This is a genomic window from Pantoea sp. (genome assembly GCF_032114055.1).
Classification (GTDB): Bacteria; Pseudomonadota; Gammaproteobacteria; order Enterobacterales; family Enterobacteriaceae; genus Pantoea.
The window spans coordinates 46,126-67,920 of record NZ_DAMCTB010000007.1 but is presented as its reverse complement, the minus strand read 5'-3'; the positions used below and the strand labels follow the sequence as shown (position 1 = coordinate 67,920).

Annotated in this window: 19 protein-coding genes; 4 read left to right on the top strand and 15 right to left on the bottom strand. The window is 60.4% G+C overall.

What is annotated here, in order from left to right; genetic code table 11:
• Nucleotides 1–2 precede the first annotated feature (2 nt).
• On the top strand, nt 3–821 hold the full coding sequence (locus RT657_RS13075) for a CPBP family intramembrane glutamic endopeptidase (protein WP_313654964.1): 819 nt from the start codon (nt 3–5) through the stop codon (nt 819–821).
• On the opposite strand, the gene rnz is transcribed toward RT657_RS13075, so the two are convergent.
• Nucleotides 818–1,729: a ribonuclease Z gene (gene rnz / locus RT657_RS13070; protein ID WP_313654963.1), complete on the bottom strand. Its 912-nt coding sequence runs from the start codon at nt 1,727–1,729 to the stop codon at nt 818–820. The genes RT657_RS13075 and rnz overlap by 4 nt on opposite strands.
• Nucleotides 1,730–1,855: 126 nt before the next feature.
• Here rnz and gorA point away from each other — a divergent pair, with 126 nt between their 5' ends.
• Nucleotides 1,856–3,208 carry a glutathione-disulfide reductase gene (gene gorA / locus RT657_RS13065; RefSeq protein WP_313654962.1) on the top strand — a complete coding sequence of 451 codons (1,353 nt, stop codon included), beginning with the start codon at nt 1,856–1,858 and terminating at the stop codon, nt 3,206–3,208.
• 111 nt (nt 3,209–3,319) lie between these two features.
• Here gorA and RT657_RS13060 read toward each other — a convergent pair whose 3' ends face one another.
• The 4 genes from RT657_RS13060 to RT657_RS13045 all read right to left on the bottom strand — a co-directional run bounded on the left by RT657_RS13060 (nt 3,320) and on the right by RT657_RS13045 (nt 7,364).
• Nucleotides 3,320–4,216, bottom strand: a complete 897-nt coding sequence (locus RT657_RS13060) for an alpha/beta hydrolase (protein WP_313654961.1) — start codon at nt 4,214–4,216, stop codon at nt 3,320–3,322.
• A 168-nt stretch (nt 4,217–4,384) separates the two neighbouring features.
• Complete coding sequence (locus RT657_RS13055) at nt 4,385–4,729, bottom strand: hypothetical protein (protein ID WP_313654960.1); 345 nt, start codon at nt 4,727–4,729, stop codon at nt 4,385–4,387.
• A gap of 23 nt (nt 4,730–4,752) precedes the next feature.
• Nucleotides 4,753–6,099, bottom strand: a complete 1,347-nt coding sequence (locus RT657_RS13050; RefSeq protein ID WP_313654958.1) for a cation:proton antiporter — start codon at nt 6,097–6,099, stop codon at nt 4,753–4,755.
• A 62-nt stretch (nt 6,100–6,161) separates the two neighbouring features.
• Entirely contained in the window at nt 6,162–7,364 is a 1,203-nt protein-coding gene (locus tag RT657_RS13045; RefSeq protein WP_313654957.1) for an MFS transporter, read from the bottom strand.
• Between the two features lie 94 nt (nt 7,365–7,458).
• Between RT657_RS13045 and RT657_RS13040 the strand changes: the two genes are divergently transcribed.
• Nucleotides 7,459–8,409 carry a LysR family transcriptional regulator gene (locus RT657_RS13040; RefSeq protein WP_313654956.1) on the top strand — a complete coding sequence of 317 codons (951 nt, stop codon included), beginning with the start codon at nt 7,459–7,461 and terminating at the stop codon, nt 8,407–8,409.
• Between the two features lie 64 nt (nt 8,410–8,473).
• On the opposite strand, the gene RT657_RS13035 is transcribed toward RT657_RS13040, so the two are convergent.
• The 9 genes from RT657_RS13035 to RT657_RS12995 form a co-directional block, all read right to left on the bottom strand.
• Nucleotides 8,474–8,971 carry a TIGR00645 family protein gene (locus RT657_RS13035; RefSeq protein ID WP_111139303.1) on the bottom strand — a complete coding sequence of 166 codons (498 nt, stop codon included), beginning with the start codon at nt 8,969–8,971 and terminating at the stop codon, nt 8,474–8,476.
• A gap of 54 nt (nt 8,972–9,025) precedes the next feature.
• On the bottom strand, nt 9,026–11,701 hold the full coding sequence (gene kdpD, locus RT657_RS13030; RefSeq protein ID WP_313654955.1) for a two-component system sensor histidine kinase KdpD: 2,676 nt from the start codon (nt 11,699–11,701) through the stop codon (nt 9,026–9,028).
• A 16-nt stretch (nt 11,702–11,717) separates the two neighbouring features.
• Nucleotides 11,718–12,284, bottom strand: a complete 567-nt coding sequence (gene kdpC / locus RT657_RS13025; protein WP_313654954.1) for a potassium-transporting ATPase subunit KdpC — start codon at nt 12,282–12,284, stop codon at nt 11,718–11,720.
• Between the two features lie 10 nt (nt 12,285–12,294).
• The gene (kdpB, locus tag RT657_RS13020) at nt 12,295–14,343 is read right to left on the bottom strand and encodes a potassium-transporting ATPase subunit KdpB (RefSeq protein ID WP_313654953.1); all 2,049 of its coding nucleotides are present in this window, start codon (nt 14,341–14,343) and stop codon (nt 12,295–12,297) included.
• Nucleotides 14,340–16,028, bottom strand: a complete 1,689-nt coding sequence (gene kdpA / locus RT657_RS13015; RefSeq protein WP_313654951.1) for a potassium-transporting ATPase subunit KdpA — start codon at nt 16,026–16,028, stop codon at nt 14,340–14,342. The genes kdpB and kdpA overlap by 4 nt, the downstream gene beginning before the upstream one ends.
• Complete coding sequence (gene kdpF, locus RT657_RS13010) at nt 16,028–16,117, bottom strand: K(+)-transporting ATPase subunit F (RefSeq protein WP_313654949.1); 90 nt, start codon at nt 16,115–16,117, stop codon at nt 16,028–16,030. The genes kdpA and kdpF overlap by 1 nt, the downstream gene beginning before the upstream one ends.
• A gap of 108 nt (nt 16,118–16,225) precedes the next feature.
• The gene (locus tag RT657_RS13005; protein ID WP_313654948.1) at nt 16,226–17,392 is read right to left on the bottom strand and encodes an HD-GYP domain-containing protein; all 1,167 of its coding nucleotides are present in this window, start codon (nt 17,390–17,392) and stop codon (nt 16,226–16,228) included.
• 157 nt (nt 17,393–17,549) lie between these two features.
• A complete protein-coding gene (locus RT657_RS13000) occupies nt 17,550–18,506 on the bottom strand; it encodes a 2-hydroxyacid dehydrogenase (RefSeq protein ID WP_313654947.1) in 957 nt (318 codons plus the stop codon).
• Nucleotides 18,487–19,878 (bottom strand): MFS transporter, encoded by a 1,392-nt coding sequence (locus tag RT657_RS12995; RefSeq protein ID WP_313654946.1) that lies wholly within the window; start codon nt 19,876–19,878, stop codon nt 18,487–18,489. The genes RT657_RS13000 and RT657_RS12995 overlap by 20 nt, the downstream gene beginning before the upstream one ends.
• 420 nt (nt 19,879–20,298) lie before the next feature.
• Here RT657_RS12995 and RT657_RS12990 point away from each other — a divergent pair, with 420 nt between their 5' ends.
• Nucleotides 20,299–21,216: a sugar ABC transporter substrate-binding protein gene (locus tag RT657_RS12990; RefSeq protein WP_313654945.1), complete on the top strand. Its 918-nt coding sequence runs from the start codon at nt 20,299–20,301 to the stop codon at nt 21,214–21,216.
• Between the two features lie 35 nt (nt 21,217–21,251).
• Here the strand turns inward: RT657_RS12990 and RT657_RS12985 are convergent, their stop codons facing one another.
• A complete protein-coding gene (locus tag RT657_RS12985; protein WP_313654943.1) occupies nt 21,252–21,752 on the bottom strand; it encodes a GNAT family N-acetyltransferase in 501 nt (166 codons plus the stop codon).
• Nucleotides 21,753–21,795 lie beyond the last annotated feature (43 nt).

The window sequence follows — 21,795 nt, the reverse complement described above, 5'->3', positions numbered from 1 at the left end:
TTATGTGGATTATGCTGGCGGCCGCACTGGCCGCACTGCAATCCGCCCGGCGGCTGGCGCTGCTGCTGGCTGCTCTCGCCGCGCTGGCAGGGTTTTATTATCAGGTGCTGACGTGGCCGGTTTTGCCGCTGCTGGCCGGAACCGCCGCGCTGGTTGCGCTGCGCCGCTATGACCCGACGCCTTCATGGCAACAGATTCTGAGCGAAGCACTGCTGGTGCTGATCGCCCTGGGATTGCTGCTTCATCTCTTTCCCGGCTTTAACAATCCTGTGCAGGTCGATGGCATCAAAGTGGGCGCGCGAAGTCTGCCGTTCAGTTTCTTCTTCAATTTCGACAAAGCCCTGATCCCCTTTGTGCTGCTGGCCTGCCTGCCGACGCTGTTCCGCGCCCGGGCCTGCCCGCCGCGTTATCCATGGGTCGCGGCGCTGGCGTTAATCGCCGCCGTGCCGCTGCTGCTCTGCTGCGCCGTGCTGCTGGGCGGTCTGGCGTTTGAGCCGCACTTTCCCTCGTGGCTGCCCGCTTTTATGCTGGCGAATCTGTTTTTTGTCTCGCTGGCCGAAGAGGCGCTGTTTCGCGGTTACCTGCAACAGCGGCTCAGGGAGGCGCTGGGCGGGCTCCCCGCGCTCGCGATCAGCGCGCTGCTGTTCGGACTGGTGCATTTCACCGGCGGGATACTGCTGGTGATTTTCGCCACGCTGGCGGGCCTGCTGTACGGCCTGGCGTGGCACTGGAGCGGTCGTTTATGGCTGTCGACCGCCCTGCACTTTGCGCTTAATCTCACGCATCTGCTTTTCTTTACCTACCCGGCTCTGCATCACTAAACCGTGAAGACGGCCAGATCTGAAGCCAGTTCGGTGTGGGGAAAAATCGTCTGGCACTCCGCCAGCAGGCGGCTCATGTCTCTGGCCAGATAGCGGGAGCTGAAGTGGGTAGCGATCAGCCGTTTTGCCCCGGCACGTTTAGCCAGATCGGCGGCCTGCAGGGTGGTGGAGTGGCCGCGTCCGTTGGCCTTTTCCATCATCGCCGCCTCCAGCGTGGTTTCATGTACCATCAGGTCAACATCCGACGCCAGTTGCAGCGCGACCCCGGTGGGGGCGGTGTCGCCAAAGATAGCCAGTTTTTTGCCGGGCGTCGCTGGCCCCAGATAGTCCGCGCCGTTGATCACCCGGCCATCCTCCAGCGTGACGCGCTCGCCCTGCTTCAGCTGCTGAAACCACGGGCCGCGCGGCACCCCTTCGGCCTTAAGCCGCTCCGCATCTAGCAGGCCCGGTTTGTCATGCTGTTCAATACGGTAGCCATAGCACTCCACCGGGTGGTTCAGCGGCCAGGCGCTGATGCGGAACTCCCCGTCATCCAGCGTCCAGCCCGCCTCAATCTCAATAAGGGTCAGCGGATAGTCGGTGTAGGAGCCGCTGATCGACAGCGCCGTCTCCACAAAGGTTTTTAACCCCTTAGGCCCATAGACCGTCATCGGTGTGGTCAGCCCGGCCATCGATCGGCTGGTCAGCAGGCCTGGCAGCCCGAAAATATGGTCGCCATGCAGGTGGGTAATAAAAATCTTGTCCACCTTGCCCGGTTTCAGGCTGGAGCGCATAAACTGTAATTGCGTCCCCTCCCCGCAGTCGAACAACCAGGTTTCACCGCTCTGCGCACGGGTAAAAGCAATGGATGTGACGTTACGTTGCAGGCTGGGAGCACCGCCGCCGGTGCCAAGAAAAGTGAGGTGCATGGTATGCTTCCCTGTCAGCGATGAAAAAACAGAACCCTATTACAATCATAGGCGCAATCTTTGCGTCATTTCGACCCGCAGCGTTACACTCAACCCCAATTTTTATGCAACCGGATGGATACTTCAATGACCCGACATTTCGACTATCTCGCCATTGGCGGCGGCAGCGGCGGCATCGCCTCAATTAACCGTGCAGCTATGTATGGCCAGAAATGCGCCCTGATTGAAGCGAAAGAGCTGGGCGGCACCTGCGTGAACGTAGGTTGCGTGCCGAAAAAGATCATGTGGCACGCCGCGCAAATCGCTGAGGCTATCCATCTCTACGGCCCCGATTATGGCTTCGACACCACGGTGAACCGTTTCGACTGGGCCACGCTGGTGAAAAACCGCAGCGCCTATATCGATCGTATCCACAACTCCTATGACAACGTGCTGGGTAAAAATAAAGTTGAAGTGATCAAAGGCTTTGCCCGCTTCGTCGATGCGCACAGCGTGGAAGTGAACGGCGAGATTATTACGGCCAACCACATTCTGATCGCCACTGGCGGTCGTCCGGTTCACCCCGCGATTCCGGGCGCAGAGTACGGCATTGATTCTGATGGCTTCTTTGAGTTGGATGCACTGCCAAAGCGCACAGCGGTAGTCGGCGCGGGCTACATCGCGGTCGAGCTGGCGGGCGTGGTCAACGCACTGGGCTCGGAAACCCATCTGTTCGTGCGTAAACACGCGCCGCTGCGCAGCTTCGATCCGCTGCTCTCCGAAACGCTGGTCGAAGTCATGAATACCGAAGGCCCGGCGCTGCACACCGAAGCCGTGCCGGAATCGGTCACGAAAAATGAGGATGGCAGCCTGACGCTGCGACTGGAAAACGGCAGCGAATACACTGTGGATTGCCTGGTCTGGGCGATTGGCCGTGAGCCTGAAACGGACAACCTTAATATTCAGGCCGCTGGCGTGGCGCTGGACGAAAAAGGCTATATCCGCGTGGATAAATTCCAGAACACCAACGTGTCAGGCGTCTACGCGGTGGGCGATAACACCGGTGCGGTCGAGCTGACGCCGGTGGCGGTAGCCGCAGGCCGCCGTCTCTCTGAGCGCCTGTTTAACAATAAGCCGGATGAACATCTGGACTACAGCAATGTGCCAACCGTGGTCTTCAGCCATCCGCCGATTGGCACCGTGGGCCTGACTGAGCCGCAGGCGCGCGAACAGTATGGCGACGATCAGGTCAAAATCTACAAATCGTCGTTTACCGCGATGTACAGCGCGGTCACTCAGCATCGCCAGCCGTGCCGCATGAAGCTGGTCTGCGTCGGTGCCGATGAAAAGATTGTCGGCATTCACGGTATCGGATTCGGTATGGATGAGATGCTGCAGGGCTTCGCCGTGGCGCTGAAGATGGGCGCGACCAAGAAAGACTTCGACAACACCGTGGCGATCCACCCGACCGCAGCGGAAGAGTTTGTGACCATGCGCTAAGCCGCACGGGCTTCAGCAACAGAACAGGCGACCCCGGTCGCCTGTTTTTTTTACCTCTCTTCCGCCGGTCGGGCTTGCTGAGCGTGCAGCGGCGCACCGCGCCGGGGCAACTCAGCCGACCCGCTCCAGCCAGCGGACATAGGCCTGATCCCACAACGCCGCAGGCGTTCCCGCTTTGCCCAGACCAAATCCATGCCCGCCTTTGCTGATCTGAATCAGCTCAACCGGCACACGATTGCGGCGACAGGTGTCGCGCATCAGTTCGGTATTAAAGGGATTGGAGGTGTGATCGTCCTCGGCCTGGGCCAGGAACGTCGGCGGATAGCGCCGGGTGACAAAGTTCTGTACCGACCAGTTCGCCTCATCCTGCGGCGTGGCATTTTTGCCGACCATCATCAGATGGGTGCTGGTGTGCTGATAGGGGGCTTCCAGGGTAATCACCGGATAGATCAGCCCGACGCTGTCGACGCTGGGTACCACCTCATCCAGCGAATCGATGGCAGGATAGGATGCAAAGTCCGGCCGCGCCGCCGCCAGCCCCAGCAGGTGGCCGCCTGCCGAAAAGCCCAGCACATGCACCTTGCGTTCGAAGGATCGCACCAGCCGGATGGCGCGCTGCGCATCCTGCAGCGGAGCCAGCCGGCCCGCCTGCCACTTCTCATGCGGCAGCCGATAGCTGAGCACGTAGGCGGTGTAGCCACTGGCGTTAAGCCAGCGCGCCACCGGCCAGGCTTCGCGTCCCATGCCGATCCAGCGATAGCCGCCGCCTGCGGCGATTAATACCGCTTCGCCATTGGGATTCTCAGGCTTAAAGCGCTGAATCGCCGGGCTGACGATATTTGACCAGGAACCGGTACTGTTAATCCGCAGCGGCCCCGATGGGCCGCCGCCGCCTGGCGGATCGTCCGGCCAGAGGGGAATAATGTCATCGCGGGCAAATAATTTGCCGGTGGTCATGGAGAGCCCAAGCGCTCCCGTGCCGAGAATAAAGCGTCGACGCGTAATCATAATGCCTGTTAAGTGATGCCAGAGTAATAAGCCAGCCGTTGCGGCGGGCTGAAGGAGAATCAACAGATGCAAGGCTGATGCCATGGCTGGCGATTATGTACGCAATACTCCCCGAAAAGCCATAAAAAAACGCGCCCGGCAGGCGCGTTTTTTTCTCATGCAGCGCGGTTAATCTTCCTGCTGAAACTGCGCCATGACCGCCTGTTCACACTGCTGCTCATTGACGCGCAGTTTGGCGCGCTCATCATCACCCAGCTGCAGCCAGGCGCTGGCGACTTCGCGCGCGGACTCTTCATCGAATTCAGGCTGATTCATCGCCGACGGCGACTGACTGCTGGCCACGGCCGACTTCATCTGCTCGACATACTGGTCCGCCGTCGCAACTTTTTTTTCACCGCTGACGATGTGGCACAACTGGCTGGCATAAACATTCTGTTCCGTGTCAGCGTCGTCTGCTGCCAGCGCGCTGCCGGAAGCGAGGATGCTCAGCAGCACTATCTGAGTCACTTTCATTTTTTAACTCCTGTTCTTATGGGTTACGCCTTGCGCTGACGGGCTTCAATGCGCTTCTGACGCCAGTTCAGCAGCGGGGATACGGTGGTGCCATGGATCACTACGCTGCAGACCACCAGTGTTAACGCCATGTTCGTCATGATTTCCATCTGGGGGCCTTCCATGCCGTGCGTCCAGGCGTAGGCGATGTAGTTCAGACTGCCTATTCCCCGGATGCCCAGCCAGCCGATCAGCAGACGCTGACCCAGCGGCAGTCCGGCGCGCAGCGTCACCAGCCACACAGCCAGCGGTCGCACCACCACGAACAGCGCCAGCCCGAGCAGCACGCCGTAGATATTCCAGTGCTGCGCCAGCGTGACGCCGAGCACCACCATCATGCCAGCCGCCAGCAGACGCTCAATAGTATCGCCAAAAGAGAGGGCGTCGCCTACTACAAACCCAATCGATTTCACCATATTGCTGGTGCCCTGATTCGCCAGCCGTTTATTGGGATTAACCAGCGCCTCGGCGGGCAGTACCCGCTCGTCGTCAGAGAGATCGTCGGGCTGATGACGCCGGAAAACGCCCAGCTCTGCCCGGCGCAGCCCCAGCCCGGCGGCAAAAGCGGCCAGGAAGCCCGAGGCGCCCAGCCACTCCACCAGCGAATAACTCAGCGCGATTAGCGCCAGCGCGAGGAAATCGTTGGGCGCGACGTCGCCATTGGCGTTGCGCAGGCGGGTCGCCAGTACCCCAATCAACTGTCCCAGAACAAAGCCGATGATCAGCCCGCCACCGATTGCCCAGACCACCTCAACGGCTCCCCAGTGCGCCAGCATCGCGCCGCTCAGGGGCTCGCCATTGAACAGCAGCAGCGCCAGCATCAGCAGCGGCAGCGCAGAACCATCGTTCATACCCGCTTCGCTGGAGATCGCCACCCGCAGCGAATCATCATCCTGCGCATCATTCACCGAGATTAAGCTCGCCAGCACTGGATCGGTGGGCGCGACGATCGCCCCAAACGCCAGCGCGATTGGCCACGCGAGTCCCACCACGTAGTGCGCCAGCAGGGTCATCGACGCCACCGTCAGCAGCATGGCGGGAAACGCCAGCTTCAGCCCGGTGTGCCAGCAGTGATTCTGCAGTGGCAGCCGCAGCTTAAGGCCGGTGATAAACAGTGAGGCGGCCATGGTGATCTCAGTGATGTGCGCCACGGCTTCAGAGTGGGTGACGATATCGATATGGATAAGGTCGAACCCCCACGGACCACACAGGATCCCGGCGATAAGAAACAGGCCAAATGAGGTCACGGGGCCCCGGTGAATCCATCCGGAAGCCAGTGACATCAGCAGCAGAAGGCCGCCCGTCGCTGCTGTCCAGGCTAAAAAGTTCATAACACTCCAGATTATTTCGGGTTTATGAATAAGCCTGGCACATTTTTTGATGAGCGAGACAATCAGTTTTTCAGGTGACGGCTGGCGAAACGCACGGCCAGACTGGCGGCACCGGCCAGGGTCGCCAGCGTCACCACGCCATTCCAGCCCCAGTTCGCCAGCGCCAGACTCCCGAGTGCGGCACCGCTGGCCATCCCGATAAACACCACGGTAAACAGCAGCGCATTAAGGCGGCTGCGCGCTTCAGGTGCCAGGCCATAGACCAGCGTCTGATGCGCCACCAGCGTGGCCTGTACCCCCAAATCAAAGCCAATGGCCGACAGCACGATCAGCGCCAGCTGGGCCGCGACCGGCAGCAGCGGCAGCAGAAACATCAGCGCAAAAGAGAGCGTCACCAGGCCTGCGCCCACCAGCGTCACCCGCGCCGGACCGATGCGGTCAGCAAAACTGCCCGCCAGCGGTGCCGCCATCGCCCCCGCTGCGCCCGCCAGGCCAAAGGCCCCGGCGATGGCACTGTCGAGATGAAAACGGTCACTGAGCATCAACGCCAGCGTCGACCAGAAGGCGCTGAAGGCGACGGAGAGCAGCCCCTGCGCCAGCGCGGCCCGGCGCAGCGTCTGGTGGTGCCGCCAGAGATGCACCAGCGACAGCAGCAGACGCGGATAGCTCACCCGGGTGCCCGGCGCGAAGCGTGGCAATACCCGCCATAGCGTCAGCGTAATCAGCAATACCGATAGCGCGGCGATCATATAGAGCGTGCGCCAGCCAAAATATTCCGCTACCACCCCGCTGACGACCCGCGACAGCAGGATCCCCACCAGCAGCCCGGTCATCACCGTGCCGACCGTTTTTCCCCGGCTGCGTTCCGGTGCCAGCGCCGCCGACGCAGGCACAATGTCCTGGGCCACGGTGGCGGTCAGGCCGGTTACAAAGCTGGCGATCAGCAGCGCGCTGAGTCCGCCGGAAAAGCCACACAGCAGCAGCGCCGCCACCAGCAGCAAGCCCTTGATAAAGATGATGGTCCGGCGGTCATGACGGTCGCCCAGCGGTGCCAGCAGCAGAATGCCCAGCGCATAGCCCGCCTGGGTCAGCATCGGCACCATGCCAACTGCGCCGATGCCCGCATTAAACTGCCGGCTGATGATCTCCAGCATGGGCTGGCTGTAGTAGATCGACGCGACGCTGAGTCCGGCCCCGGCGGCCAGAGTGAACACCAGCGGCGTGGCGAGCGGTTCGTTGTGGGAGTGGGTCTGTATGGCTGACATGGTTCTGTTCCTCGCTGTTTTCTGCCGCCATTAGAGCGCATCACGTTTATACGCGGTAGACTGACTGCAGGCAAAACCGTTATGCGTGGAACGTATGAATAACTCAAACAGCAGCGATCGCATTGACCTGATGCAGACCTTTATCCGTATCGTCGAGAGCGGCAGCTTATCCGCCGCTGCCGTTCAGCTCGGTACCACGCAACCGACGGTCAGCCGTCGCCTGCAATCTCTGGAGCAGCGGCTCGGCCTGAAGCTTATCCTGCGCACCACCCATGCCCTGAAGCTCACCGATGATGGCGAACGCTGCTACGCACAGGCGCGGGAGCTGCTGGCGACCTGGCATGCGCTGGAAGATGCACTGACCGATGCCAGTGACGATCCGGTGGGAACGCTGCGGGTGCGCGCGCCACACGCCTTTGGTCAGGATCAGCTCATCGCCCCGCTGGTCGACTATCTGAACCGCTATCCCCGGCTCAATATTGAGTGGATGCTGAATGATCGGACACCTGACTTTATCGCGGAAAACGTTGACTGCGCGATTCAGGTCGGCGCACCCACCGATCCCTCTGTCGTCGCCATTCTGCTGGCCGAAGTGCCGCGCATTGTGGTGGCGGCCCCGACGCTGCTGGCCCGGCAGCCGCCGATAGAACATGTGGAACAGCTGCGCAATCTGCCGTGGCTGGCGCTGACCAGCTTTTACCGTAATGAAGTGGCGTTGCAGAAGATTGATGACGGCCGGCCGGTAAACCTGCCGATTACGCCGCGGCTCGCCAGCGACAGTCTCTATGCCGTGCGGAAAGCGGCACTGGCAGGCATGGGTGCGGCGATTGTCTCCTCCTGGGCGGTGCAGGAGGATCTGGCTGCGGGCAGCCTGGTGCAGTTGGTGCCCGCCTGGCAGGCTCCGCCCCTGCCGGTGTGGCTGACCTATCCTTGGGCGAGTTACTATCCGGCCCGGCTGCAGCACTTTTTTGCCATGATCAAAGAGGTCATGCCGCAGCTGGCCGGCACGCGTCCGGCCTCGCCGCGCGCTCAGCCAGCGGAGTAATCAGAAAAGCAGGAAGAGCGGTTAAAACAGGTGCCCGCGTCAGCGGGCTACCGGAGGCGTGAAGTTACTTCTTATCGCTGCGCGACAGCTTATCCAGCCAGCCCATCACAAAGGCGGAGAGCACAAAGGTCAGGTGGATAATCACGTACCACATCAGCTTGCCGTTATCGACATTGCGCGCTTCCATAAACACCCGCAGCAGGTGAATCGAGGAGATGGCGACGATAGAGGCGGCCACTTTGTTCTTCAGCGAGCCGGAGTCCATTTTACCCAGCCAGCTCAGCTTCTCTTTATCTTCGTCGATATCGAGCTTGGAGATGAAGTTCTCATAGCCTGAGAGCATCACCATCACCAGCAGGCCGCCGACCAGCGTCATATCCACCAGCGACAGCAGCAACAGGATCAGATCGTTTTCCGCAATGCTGAAAATGTTGGGCAGCAGGTGAAAAATTTCCTGGAAAAATTTAATGGTCAGCGCCAGCAACCCCAGCGAAAGTCCAATGTAAACCGGAGCCAGCAGCCAGCGCGATGCATACATCAGGTTTTCGGTAAAACGTTCCATACAATCCCACACGTAATCAGACAGGTCCGGGAGTATAACCGATTCACTGTGAAGTTATTTCAGCCCTTCTTCAGAAATTTCAGGTGCGGGCGGCAGAGGCAGTGAGAGACGAAAAGCCGCGCCCCCTTCGGCCCGGTTCTCAGCCCAGATCTGCCCGCCGTGGCTCTCAATAATGGTCTTGCAGATTGCCAGCCCCAGCCCCACGCCCGGCACCGCTGACTCTTTATCACCGCGTGAGAACTTATCAAATATCCGGCTGAGATCTGCGTCCGCGATGCCCGGCCCGCCATCCCAGACCGAAATCTCCAGCCGGTTAGCGGCGCACCAGGCGCGGATACCGCGCGGCGCACAGTTACCGGCGTACTTCAGGCTGTTCTCAATCAGGTTGGTGAAGACCCGCTCCAGCAGCGTGCTGTCGCCCTTGATCAGCACAATGTCAGCCGGCAGGTCGAGCTGAACCTCATGCCCTTTCAGCGACGGTGCCATGCTGCTCAGCGCGCCGCCGATCACCTCCTCCAGCGCCAGCCACTCTTCCCGCAGATTCAGCCCGCCCGACTGGATACGAGCCATATCCAGCATGTTGCTGACCAGCCGGATGGTGCTCAGCGTCTGTTCACGGATCTGACTCGCCTGCGGCACATATTTTGAGTTATCACCGGCAAGGTCGAGCATCAGCATCTCTGCCTGACCAAACAGCACAGTCAGCGGGGTGCGCAGGTCGTGTGACAGCGCCGACAGCAGCGCATTGCGCAGCTGTTCCCGCTCAGCCGCGAGCCGGGACACCGCCTCGCTGTGCGACAGCGCCATCCGCTCCAGGGCATTGGCGATCAGCACGGTAAACGTCTCCACCAGCCGCTGCTGCTCCGGGATCATCAGCTGACGCAGGTTCTGCGGCTCCACCACCAGCAGGCCACGGCAGTGCACGCCGCTTTTCAGCGGCAGAATCTGATAAGGCACCGCCGGTAAGGTGTCCGTGCCCGCACCCGCCGGCTGGCCTTTGCTGTAGCTCCATTTCGCAATCGCCCGATCTGGCTCGCTGGTGGAAAGCGCCTCGCCGACCGGCTGCAGCTCACCCTGCTCATCCGGCAGCAGCAGCAGACAGCGCGCCTGGAGCGTGACGTCGAGTACCCGCTGGCTGGTGGCGGCGATATCCTGCGGCGTTAACGCGCTGCCCAGCGATTTCGCCATCTCGTAGAGCTGACGCGCCCGCTGCTCACGATAGCGGGCGACCCGTGCCTGATAGCGCACGCCCGCCGTGAGATTACCGACGATGACGCCCACCGCCAGCATCACACCGAAGGTCACCAGATATTGCAGATCGGAGACCGCCACCGTGCCGGTCGGCGCCACAAAGAAGAGGTCAAAGGCGACGATATTTATCATCGTGGCGATCACGGAGGGCCAGCGGCCATAGCGCAGCGCCACGATCACCACCGCCAGCAGATAGATCATCACGCAGTTGGCGGGATCGAAGTTGATCAGCACCGACTGACCAGCGGCGGTGACGACGATGCAGAGCACCAGCGCCATCATCACGCCGCGCAGTTGCATCCGCCATTTTTCGCTGCTGGCACGGCCATCCGGCAGCGGATGGGGCGCATCCCTGAGCGGCTCATCCAGCGCCACCACCAGCAGATCGAGATCCGGCCCCAGCTGCCCCAGCCGTTCGGCAAAACTGTCGCGCCGCCAGCGCCGCAGCGGACGACGGCCGGTGACAATTTTGCCCAGGTTGTGCTCGCGGGCGTAGCCCAGCACCGCCTCCGCCTCATCCGGCTCCGAGAGCGTGGCGGTTTCGGCACCCAGCTCCTGTGCCAGCTGTAAGGTACGCAGAATGGCCCGTCGCCGGGCTTCCGGCAGCCGGTTAAGCCGGGGTGTTTCGACATAGACCGCGTGCCACTCACTGCCGAGTCGCGCGGCCAGCCGGGCGGCGGTGCGCACCAGCTTTTCACTGCCGCTGTCGTCGCCAATGCAGAGCAGAATCGCGTCGCGGGTGTGCCAGACGCGATCCCGGCCCTGTTGGTCGCGCCAGGCACGCATCTGATCGTCCACCCGGTCAGCGGTGCGGCGCAGGGCCAGCTCACGTAGCGCGAACAGGTTACCTTTGCGGAAAAAGTTTTCGATGGCGCGTTCCGCACGGTCGCCAATGTAAACCTTGCCCTCTTTCAGCCGCTGACGCAGATCGTCGGGTGGCAGATCGACCAGCACCACCTCATCGGCGCTGTCGAAGAAGGGATCGGGCACGGTTTCACGTACCTGAATGCCGGTCACGCCGCCGACCACATCGTTGAGGCTTTCCAGATGCTGCACATTTACGGTGGTCAGGACATCAATGCCCGCCTCCAGCAGCTCCTCGATATCCTGCCAGCGTTTGGGATGGCGCGAACCCTGTACGTTGGTGTGCGCCAGCTCATCCATCAGGATCACCCCCGGATGGCGGGCCAGCGCGGCATCCAGATCGAACTCTGCATGGCGTGAACGCCCCGTGGCACGGCGCGGCAGCAGGGTTAACCCCGTCAGCAGCTGGGCGGTTTCCGGGCGGTCATGGGTTTCCACCACGCCGATCAGGACATCCAGCCCCTGCGCACGCAGCCGCTGTGCCTCCTGCAGCATGGCGTAGGTTTTGCCTACGCCTGCACAGGCACCAAAGTAAATTTTCAGTCGCCCGCGATGCGTTTCGCGGTTCGCCTGCAGCAGCGCGTCGGGGTCGGGACGCTGAGGTTCGTGGTTCATCGCTTTCTTAACACCCTTACAGTTCGTTGAGCGCCATATTCAGCTGCAATACATTGACAGTCGGCGTCCCCAGGAAAGGCATCAGCGGACGGTGCGTCATCTTCTCAATCAGCGCCTCTACCTGCGGCAACGGCAGCTGGCGGCTGGCAGCGATACGCGGTGCCTGCCACAGGGCAGCCTGCACCGAAATATCGGGGTCCAGGCCGCTGGCGGAGGCGGTGACCAGCTCAACTGGCACCGTGGCAGACGCCTGCGGATTGGCGGCGCGCAGCGCCGCGACGCGCTCCGCCACCGCCTTGTCCAGCGCCGGGTTGCTGGCGGCCAGATTGCTGCCGCCGGAAGAGAGCGGGTTATAGGGCTTATCGCTGGTGGCGGAAGGGCGGCCCCGGAAATAACCGGGCTGCGTGAAGTTCTGGCCAATCAGCGCTGACCCGCGATCAGCGCCCCGCTCTTCCAGCAGCGAACCGCCGGACTGAAAGGGAAACAGCCACTGCGCCAGTCCGGTGGTGAGGAAAGGATAAACCACACCGGTAACCAGCGTAAGCAGCAACAGCAGTAAAACGGCCGGACGTAACTGACTCATTTTTCTCTCCTCAGGCCATGCCTGATAACACTAACAGCAGATCGATGGCTTTGATGCCGACGAACGGCACCAGCAGACCACCCAGCCCGTAAATCAGCAGGTTGCGGCGCAGCAGGGCCGCCGCGCTGAGCGGACGATAGCTGACGCCTTTCAGCGCCAGTGGGATCAGGAAAATAATCACCAGCGCGTTAAAGATCACCGCCGACAGAATGGCGCTGGCGGGCGAGTGCAGCTGCATCACGTTAAGCATGTTGAGCTGCGGATAGGTCGCCGCAAACGCGGCCGGAATGATGGCAAAATATTTCGCGACATCGTTGGCGATACTGAAGGTGGTAAGCGAACCGCGCGTCATCAGCATCTGCTTGCCGATGTGTACCACCTCCAGCAGCTTGGTCGGGTTCGAGTCGAGGTCGACCATGTTGCCCGCCTCTTTTGCCGCCTGTGTACCAGAGTTCATCGCCACCGCCACATCCGCCTGCGCCAGGGCAGGCGCGTCGTTGGTGCCGTCACCGGTCATCGCCACTAATCGCCCTTCCGCCTGATACTGGCGAATCAGCGCCAGCTTCGCTTCCGGCGTCGCCTCAGAGAGAAAATCATCCACGCCCGCTTCTGCGGCAATCGCGGCGGCGGTCAGCGGGTTATCGCCGGTGATCATCACGGTTTTGATGCCCATTTTGCGCAGCTCGGCAAAGCGCTCTTTGATGCCGCCTTTCACGATATCCTTCAGCGCCACGACGCCCAGCACGTTCGCACCCTCGGCTACCACCAGCGGCGTTCCGCCGGTGCGGGCGACCTCTTCCACCTGGGCGTTAACCTCAGCCGGAAAACGCCCCTGATTCGCTTCGATGTGGCGACGTACCGCATCCACTGCGCCCTTGCGGATCAGGCGATCCTGCACGTTAACGCCGCTCATGCGGGTCTGAGCAGAGAAGGGAATAAAGCTGGCCCCCATGCTGCTGAGATCGCGTTCGCGCAGATTAAACTGCTGTTTCGCCAGCACCACGATGCTGCGGCCTTCCGGCGTCTCATCGGCCAGCGAGGCGAGCTGCGCGGCGTCGGCCAGCTGCTCTTCGCTCACGCCCGGCGCGGGCAGGAACTGCGTCGCCTGACGGTTGCCGAGTGTGATGGTGCCGGTTTTATCCAGCATCAGCACGTCCACATCTCCGGCTGCTTCGACCGCACGGCCACTGGTGGCGATCACGTTGGCCCCCAGCATCCGGCTCATACCGGCTACACCAATCGCCGACAGCAGGCCACCGATGGTGGTCGGGATCAGGCAGACCAGCAGCGCCACCAGCACCGTCACGCTGACCGGCGTGCCGCCCCAGGCTGAGAAAGGCCAGAGCGTCACCGTGGCCAGCAGAAAGACGATGGTCAGCGACACCAGCAGAATGGTCAGTGCGATCTCATTCGGGGTTTTACGGCGTTTCGCGCCCTCGACCATCGCGATCATCCGGTCAAGGAAGGTTTCGCCCGGGTTGGCGCTACAGGTGATCACCAGCCAGTCCGAGAGGATGCGGGTCCCGCCGGTCACAGAAGCGAAGTCCCCACCCGATTCACGGATCACCGGCGCAGACTCACCGGTAATCGCGCTCTCATCCACCGAGGCACCGCCCTCCACGACTTCGCCGTCGCAGGGAATGATGTCACCTGCCTCCACCAGCACCGCGTCGCCTTTACGCAGCTGATCGGCAGCCACCTGCTGCCACTCTGCGCCATAGCGCGCCGTCGCGAGTTTTTTGGCAAAGCTGGTCTTTTTTACCCCTTTCAGACTGCTGGCCTGCGCCTTACTGCGCCCTTCCGCCAGCGCCTCCGCCAGGTTAGCGAACAGCACGGTAAACCAGAGCCAGAGCGCAATCGCGCCGGTAAAGCTGGCGCTGCCGCTGACGCGGCCAGTCAGCATCGCCAGCGCCAGCAGCGAGGTCAGAACGCTGCCGAGCCAGACGACAAACATCACCGGATTACGGAACTGCACCCGCGGATCGAGCTTTTTCACCGCATCCCAGGCCGAGGTACGCAGCAGGGCTGCGTCAAATAATGCCTGTTGTTGACGACTCATGAGGATTGTCCCTGAACAAGTTGCAGATGCTCAGCCACCGGACCCAGGGCCAGAGCAGGAATAAAGGTCAGTGCACCCACCAGCAGAACGGTGCCGATCAGCAATGCAATAAACAGCGGGCCGTGCGTGGGCAGCGTACCGTTACCTGTCGGCTGCACTTTTTTCACCGCCATCGCGCCGGCAATGGCCATGACCGGAATAATGATGCCGAAGCGGCCCAGCAGCATGCAGGCAGCCAGTAACAGGTTCCAGAACGGGGTGTTAGCACTCAGCCCGGCAAAGGCACTGCCGTTGTTGTTGGCCGCAGAGGAGACCGCGTAGAGCACTTCGCTGAAGCCGTGAATGCCCGGGTTAGCCATGCCGCTGCGTCCGGCGTCCGTCATCATCGCCAGGGCCGTGCCGATCAGCACCAGCGCCGGGGTGACCAGAATTGCCAGCGCGGTCATCTTCATCTCCCATACATCGACTTTTTTCCCGAGGAACTCCGGGGTACGGCCAATCATCAGTCCGGCAATAAACACCGCCAGCAGCACAAACAGCAGCATGCCGTAGAGTCCCGCACCGACGCCGCCAAAGACCACCTCGCCCAGCTGCATCAGCCACATCGGCACCATTCCGCCCAGCGCGGTAAAGGAGTCGTGCATCGCATTCACCGCGCCGCAGGAAGCCGCCGTGGTAATCACCGCAAACAGGCTGCTGTTGAGAATGCCAAAGCGTGTCTCTTTGCCTTCCATGTTGACGGCGCTGTCTGCGCCCAGCCGCAGGAAGTGCGGATTACCCTGCAGTTCGGCCCACATCACCACCGCTACGGCCACAACAAACATCAGCGTCATCGCCCAGAGCAGCATGTGGCCCTGACGGCGATCGCGCACGCTTTCACCGAATGCAAAGCAGAGCGCCGCCGGGATCAGGAAAATGCTGAGCATCTGCACCAGGTTGGTCAGCACGGTCGGGTTCTCAAACGGATGGGCGGAGTTCGCGTTGAAGAAGCCTCCCCCGTTGGTGCCCACCATTTTGATCGCCTCCTGGGACGCCACTGGCCCCATCGGCAGCGTCTGCTGCACCCCTTCCAGGGTGGTGAAGCTGTGATAGGGCAAAAAGTTCTGAATCGTGCCCTGACTGACAAAGAACAGCGCCATCAGCAGGCTGATGGGCAGTAAAACGTAGAGCGTAATGCGCGTCAGGTCGCGCCAGGCATTACCCAGTGTCGCGCTGCTGCGATTCGCGAAGCCCCGAATCAGAGCAAATGCCACGGCGATACCGGTGGCGGCAGAGAGAAAGTTCTGCACCGTCAGGCCCACCATCTGACTGAAATAGCTCAGGGTGCTTTCGCCACTGTAGGATTGCCAGTTGGTATTGGTCACGAAGCTCACGGCAGTATTCAGCGCCAGATGCCAGCTCAGGCCAGGCAGCTGCCGGGGATTCAGCGGCAGCGAGCCCTGCATCAGCAGAATCGCCAGCAGCAGCACGAAACCCAGCGCATTGAACAGCAGAATCGCCAGCAGGTAGTGCGGCCAGCGCATCGCCGACTGCTGTGCGCCCAGCAGCCGCCATAATGGCGCCTCCACGCGGGCAAAGAGCGGTTTGTCCGCTATTAACGACGCCAGCCCCCGTCCCAGCGGTTGCGCCAGTACCATCAGCAGCACCAGATAAAATGCGATAAGTAAAAAAGCATTGGCCGCCATCAGAAAGCCTCCGCATTTAACAGGGCATAGACCAGATAGCCCAGTAACAACACCACCAGCACAATGCCGGTTATTACGCCCACGCTCACAGGAACCTCCAGAGGTTTGGATTGATGGCTTAGCTTGCGCGGAGACGTATAAAGAAGGGGTTAAAATGCAGCGGGCAGGCGTAAAAATTGTGTAAAAATGGCGAAATATCAGGCGACTTCCAGCGCCCAGATGCGATTCAGGTCAACGCTGTTCCATCGGGTGCTGTCCTCTGCGCCCACGATGCTGTCGGTGCAGAAACTGTCGCCCAAATCGAGCTCTTGCGGTTTCACTTCACGCTGGGCGTGCAGCGACCAGAAGACATGCACACAGGGACGCATCAGCGATTTTTCGCCCGCTTTCACCACCAGTGCCACCCGGCCGGAGGCCAGACGCACCAGCGAGCCCACCGGATAGATGCCGATGGTGCGTATAAAGGTGTGCAGCAGGGCCGGATCAAAGTGGCCACGCCAGCTCATCATCTGATGCATGGCCTCTGCCGGTGTCCAGCCGTTGCGGTAGGCGCGGGTCGAAGTCACGGCATCATAGACATCGCATACCGCCGACATGCGCGCATAGAGCGAAATCTCCTCGCCCTTCAGCCTGTGCGGATAGCCACTGCCATCATATTTTTCATGATGATGCAGGGCGATATCGATCAGATCGCTGCCCGCATCGCACTCAATCAGGATCTGTGCGCCCACCACCGGATGCTCACGCATCACCCGCAGCTCCTCGTCGTCCAGGCTGCCGGCTTTGTTCAGGATCGCCAGCGGCACGGCGGCTTTACCGACGTCATGCAGCAAACCGCCCATGCCCACCCGGCGCAATGCGTGTTCATCCAGGCCCAGCTTTTTACCCAGCGCAATCATGAGTCCGCAGACGGCCATCGAATGCAGATAGGTATAGTCATCATGATTTTTAAGCCGCGCCACGCTGAGCATGGCCGAGGGTTCACGCGTGATGGACCCGGCGATCTCATCCACCAGATCCATCATGTAGTCCAGCTTCAGGCTGTTGCCCAGCCTGGCCTCATTGAACATCGCCAGCACTTTAGGTTTACCCTGCTGAAAGATCTGCTGTGCCTGATCCAGCTCCTGAAAAAAGGGCGTCCGGACAGTGGGTTTCGTGGCGATAGGGATGGCGATCGGTACCTGAACCGATCGATCGAGATCGATCCAGAGCTGGCGGATCCCTTCATGACGTAACAGGTCGATTTGTCGTGGATCGGCGATCAGCATCTGATTATGAATGCGCTGGTCCTTTACCCACCACACTTCCAGCTTGTGGATAAACATACCGGGGCGCAGTTCATCGATAGTAATCAGCTTTATCACGCTATCACTCCTTTATATCTGCGGGTGGTAAGGTGATATCGGCAGCTGGATAAATTTTCTTCAGGCTGTTTTGGGCGAAGTACGTGGCTGCCTGTGTGGTCAGAGGAGCGGCCTCCTGCTTCACTCTCTGCTCAGTATGATTAAGTCATTGTTGCCTTTAGACTACGCGGGTCAGCACCGGCTCCCCGCGGGCAAACGCCAGCATGTTTTCAAACACCAAATCCGCCATCGCCGCCATTGTTTCGCGGGTACTGCTGGCGATATGCGGTGTAATCACCACATTGTCGTGCTGGCGCAGGGCGTCAGGAACCTGGGGCTCCTGTTCAAACACATCCAGCCCGGCACCGGCGATCTGCCCGTTTTCCAGTGCTGCCACCAGCGCATGCTGATCTACCACACTACCGCGCGCGATGTTGATCAGATAGCCCTGCGGACCCAGCGCCTGCAGCACCTCTGCGTTGATAATATGGCGGGTCGCGGCACCACCTGGCAGCGTCAGCACCAGAAAATCGGCCTGCTGCGCCAGCGCAACCAGGCTGTCATGGCGGGTATAGGGCAGATCGGGCTGCGAACGCGGGGTGTAGTAGTGAATCTGCATATCAAACGCCTGCGCACGCCTGGCCACCGCCTGACCGATATTGCCCAGCCCGACGATGCCGCACACTTTGCCGCCAATTTTGCTGCTCAGTGCAAAGCGACCCTGCAACCAGTGCCCGGCGCGCGTAAAGCGATCGGCCTCGCTGATGCGGCGCGCCACATCCAGCAGCAGCGCCATGCCCAGATCGGCGACGCAGTCATTCAGCACTTCTGGCGTGTTGGTGACGACAATACCGCGTGACCGGGCGGCTTCCATATCAATGCTGTCATACCCGACGCCGTTGCTGCAGATCGCTTTCAGGTTGGGTAGCGCGGCAATCAGTGCGGCGGAGGCGCCCATTACCGCGTTGCCGCTGGTGACCAGTATGTCGATGGCAGCGCCCTGTTCAGCCAGAAAAGTCGCCTCATCTTCCGCTTCCCACAGCCGGAAGGCAGTAAATGTCTTTTCAATATTCGCTATCAGCTGCGGTGGCAGAAACTTTCCTTTAATCAGAACATTACATCGCTTTAATGCCATTTTGTTTCTCCTGACGGGTTAAGGCTGCCGGGCGAGGAGTCTCTTCCCCGACGCGTTCAATTGGTCCCATCACCAGCAGGAACAGCAGCGCCGCCACCAGGCAGTGCGCCGCGACAAACGCCAGCCCAATGCTGTAGCTGCCGGTCAGCCCGACGATGATGCCGAACAGCAGCGGCGTGGTGAAACCGGCAATATTGCCGATGCCGTTAAAAATGGATCCCGCCAGACCGACCGCCTCTTTGGGTGCCGTGTCGCTGATTACCGTCCAGGTTCCCGCACCTGCCGCGATGCCTTTGCCGAAGAAGGCAAACGACATAATGGCGATGATGCCGCCGTTACCGGGCATGATCGCCGCCAGCACCAGGCTTGATGCCATCAGCATGCCAACGATATAGGGCGTTTTACGCGCCCAGGAGACGCTCCAGCCCCGGGCGATTAACTTATCTGACAGGTAACCGCCGCTGATGCCGCCGAGAAAACCAAACAGCGCCGGGGCAATGGTGGCGAAACCCGCCTCCATAATGTTCATGCCGCGCGCCTGCACCAGATAGATCGGGAACCAGGTAATAAAGAAGTAGCTGAGCGCGATGATGCAGTACTGGCCAAGATAGGCGCACCACAGCATGCGACTGGTAAGAAGCTTTCTGAACATCGCTTTGCTGATCGGTGGCCGCGCTTTCAGCGTCTGTGCCGCATCGATATCTACCAGTGCCCCGCCGTCTACGATATGGCGCAGTTCACTTTCCGACACGCCGGGATGGTTGCGCGGCTCGCGCATCCAGGCCGCCCAGACGAACACCGCCAGCAGGCCGATACCGCCCAGGACAAAGAACGGCCATTCCCAGCCAAAGCGCGACACCAGCCAGCCCGAAAGCGGCGAGAAGATGGCGACCGCAAAATATTGCGCTGAGCTGAACAGCGATGAAGCGCGTCCCCGCTCCGAGCCGGGAAACCACATAATCACCACGCGCGCATTGGCCGGAAAGCTGGGTGCCTCAATCAATCCCAGCATAAAGCGCAGACCAAACATCAGCATCAGCGCACCGGTCATGCTACTGGAAAACTCACCCACAAATCCCATTGCCAGCGTTGAAACAGACCAGAGTGCCAGCGTAACGCCATACACTTTTTTAGCCCCGAAGCGGTCAAGGAAGAGTCCGCCGGGGATCTGCCCGATAACGTAGGCCCAGCTGAAGGCTGAAAGGATCAGTCCCAGCTGGATCGCTGACAGACCGAACTCCTCTTTGATCGCCGACCCGGAGATCGAGAGGATCGAGCGGTCGGCGTAAGCCACAACCGACAGAAACAGGATCAGGCAGAGGATCCAGATACGAACATGGGTTGTCCGTTGAGGCATTGCGTGTTCAGGCATGGGCTGAATTCCTTAAAAAGGGGCGGGTTACGCCACGATGTTTTTTTCAGGAATAACGCTGAGATTTCCCGCTTCAGGAAATATAGATAGGACGCTAACGAAGGGATATTGTGCAGATGCTGGGATCGTCTGGCCCAATTAGACGATTTTCTGGCAACGGCCACAACCGTCCGTGCGGTGCTGCACAAAAGTCTGAAAAGCCCCGGCTTCCTGCCGCAGAGTGTGCGTCTTGTCGCGGATTTTGCAGGCGCTGCGCACTATGACGCAGTGATTTCAGGCCAAAATGTGGTATCGCCAGCAAGAGTGAAAAGGGCGGGTTGTCAAACCTCACGCCTGTCCATAAGCTGCCAATGATGCTGTTTGTCCATTCCGAATAAAAACGAAAAATCCATTTCATCCGGTTAACCTCGGGAGTCTGCAATGAAAAAACGTGCCTGGGCCCTGCTCTGTCTGCTCGCACTTTCCACCTCCGCGCTGGCGGAAAAAATCGGCGTTTCAATGGCCTATTTTGACCAGAACTTTCTCACCCTTATTCGTCAGGCGATCGACAAAGAGGCCAGAGCGCAAAAGCTTGATGCGCAGTTTGAAGACGCCCGGGGAGATGTGGGCCGCCAGACCGATCAGGTGCAGAGTTTTATCAGCGCAGGCGTAGACGCGATCATTGTCGATCCGGTTGACTCCGCCAGCACGCCTGCCCTGACCAGACTGGCACAGCAGGCGCATATTCCGCTGGTCTACGTTAACCGCACGCCGGGCGATAAAACCCTGCCGCCGGGCGTGGTGTTTGTGGGATCGGATGAACGCGAATCTGGCACGCTGCAGATGGAGGCGCTGGCGAAGCTGGCAGGTTATCGCGGCAATGTCGCCATTATGATCGGTAATCTCAGCGACGCGGGTGCGTTGCAGCGCACCCGGGATGTGGAACAGGTAGTCGCAAAGTATCCCGGGATGAAAGTGGTGCTGAAACAGACCGCCAACTATGCGCGCAACGAGGGGATGGATTTAATGCTCAGCTGGCTGTCGAACGGCGAAGCAATTGATATTGTTGCCGCCAACAATGATGAAATGGCGATTGGTGCCACGATGGCGATTGCGCAGGCGAAGCCGAAAAAGCCCATTCTGGTCGGCGGTATCGATGCCACGCCGGATGGACTCAAGGCGCTGGCGAACGGCGCACTGGCAGTGACGGTATTCCAGGATGCGCAGGGTCAGGGCAAAAAATCGGTTGAGGTCGCGCAGCAGCTGATTAAAGGTCAGAAAGTCGACTCACATCAGTGGATCCCGTTTGAGCTGGTGACACCGCAAAACATGCAGCAATACAGCAGTAAGAATCCGTAGAAGGAGGCGGAGTGGCTGTGCCGCCGCTCCGTTTCTCACTCTCCGTGCAGCAGCTTCGCCATCATCACCACATCACGTAACTGCCCTTCGCGCAGGGCAGCCTGACGCTTCACCCCTTCACGCTCGAAGCCCAGCCGCTCATAAAGGCGCAGCGCCCGGTCATTGTCGTGAAACACTTCCAGCTCCATGCGGGTAATGCCCAGCCAGTTGCGGGTATAGTCGAGTGCGGTGCGGATCAGACGCTCGCCCACGCCGCGACCGGCAAAATCGGGATGCACACCCAACCCGAAGCTGATGCAGTGGCGGGTGCGCGGTTTATTGTCCACAAACAGTGTCAGCTCACCGGCCAGCACGCCGTCGATTTCTGCCACAAAGGCGATAAAGCCCTCGGCATCCATTCTGGCGAATTTTTTCTCCCACGTTGCCACGCTGGGAAACGGCAGTTGCAGCGTCCAGGGGTAAACATCGGGATGGCTGTACAGTCGTTGATAGGCTGCTGCGTCCTGCGGTTCCCGCGCCCGAATGGTGATTTCCATATTTTCTCCTTTTAGCCTGACAGGGTTCATGCACTAAGCTGTA

Bases quoted from the DNA above. Each gene is read 5' to 3' on its own strand.
- kdpC (WP_313654954.1), bottom strand. From the start codon at position 12,284: ATGAGTCAGTTACGTCCGGCCGTTTTACTGCTGTTGCTGCTTACGCTG.
- RT657_RS13000 (WP_313654947.1), bottom strand. From the start codon at position 18,506: ATGGCATTAAAGCGATGTAATGTTCTGATTAAAGGAAAGTTTCTGCCA.
- RT657_RS13050 (WP_313654958.1), bottom strand. From the start codon at position 6,099: ATGAACTTTTTAGCCTGGACAGCAGCGACGGGCGGCCTTCTGCTGCTG.
- RT657_RS13055 (WP_313654960.1), bottom strand. From the start codon at position 4,729: ATGAAAGTGACTCAGATAGTGCTGCTGAGCATCCTCGCTTCCGGCAGC.
- RT657_RS13040 (WP_313654956.1), top strand. From the start codon at position 7,459: ATGAATAACTCAAACAGCAGCGATCGCATTGACCTGATGCAGACCTTT.
- kdpA (WP_313654951.1), bottom strand. From the start codon at position 16,028: ATGGCGGCCAATGCTTTTTTACTTATCGCATTTTATCTGGTGCTGCTG.
- gorA (WP_313654962.1), top strand. From the start codon at position 1,856: ATGACCCGACATTTCGACTATCTCGCCATTGGCGGCGGCAGCGGCGGC.
- RT657_RS12995 (WP_313654946.1), bottom strand. From the start codon at position 19,878: ATGCCTGAACACGCAATGCCTCAACGGACAACCCATGTTCGTATCTGG.
- RT657_RS13045 (WP_313654957.1), bottom strand. From the start codon at position 7,364: ATGTCAGCCATACAGACCCACTCCCACAACGAACCGCTCGCCACGCCG.
- RT657_RS12985 (WP_313654943.1), bottom strand. From the start codon at position 21,752: ATGGAAATCACCATTCGGGCGCGGGAACCGCAGGACGCAGCAGCCTAT.
- RT657_RS12990 (WP_313654945.1), top strand. From the start codon at position 20,299: ATGAAAAAACGTGCCTGGGCCCTGCTCTGTCTGCTCGCACTTTCCACC.
- RT657_RS13035 (WP_111139303.1), bottom strand. From the start codon at position 8,971: ATGGAACGTTTTACCGAAAACCTGATGTATGCATCGCGCTGGCTGCTG.
- rnz (WP_313654963.1), bottom strand. From the start codon at position 1,729: ATGCACCTCACTTTTCTTGGCACCGGCGGCGGTGCTCCCAGCCTGCAA.
- RT657_RS13060 (WP_313654961.1), bottom strand. From the start codon at position 4,216: ATGATTACGCGTCGACGCTTTATTCTCGGCACGGGAGCGCTTGGGCTC.
- RT657_RS13075 (WP_313654964.1), top strand. From the start codon at position 3: ATGTGGATTATGCTGGCGGCCGCACTGGCCGCACTGCAATCCGCCCGG.
- kdpB (WP_313654953.1), bottom strand. From the start codon at position 14,343: ATGAGTCGTCAACAACAGGCATTATTTGACGCAGCCCTGCTGCGTACC.
- kdpD (WP_313654955.1), bottom strand. From the start codon at position 11,701: ATGAACCACGAACCTCAGCGTCCCGACCCCGACGCGCTGCTGCAGGCG.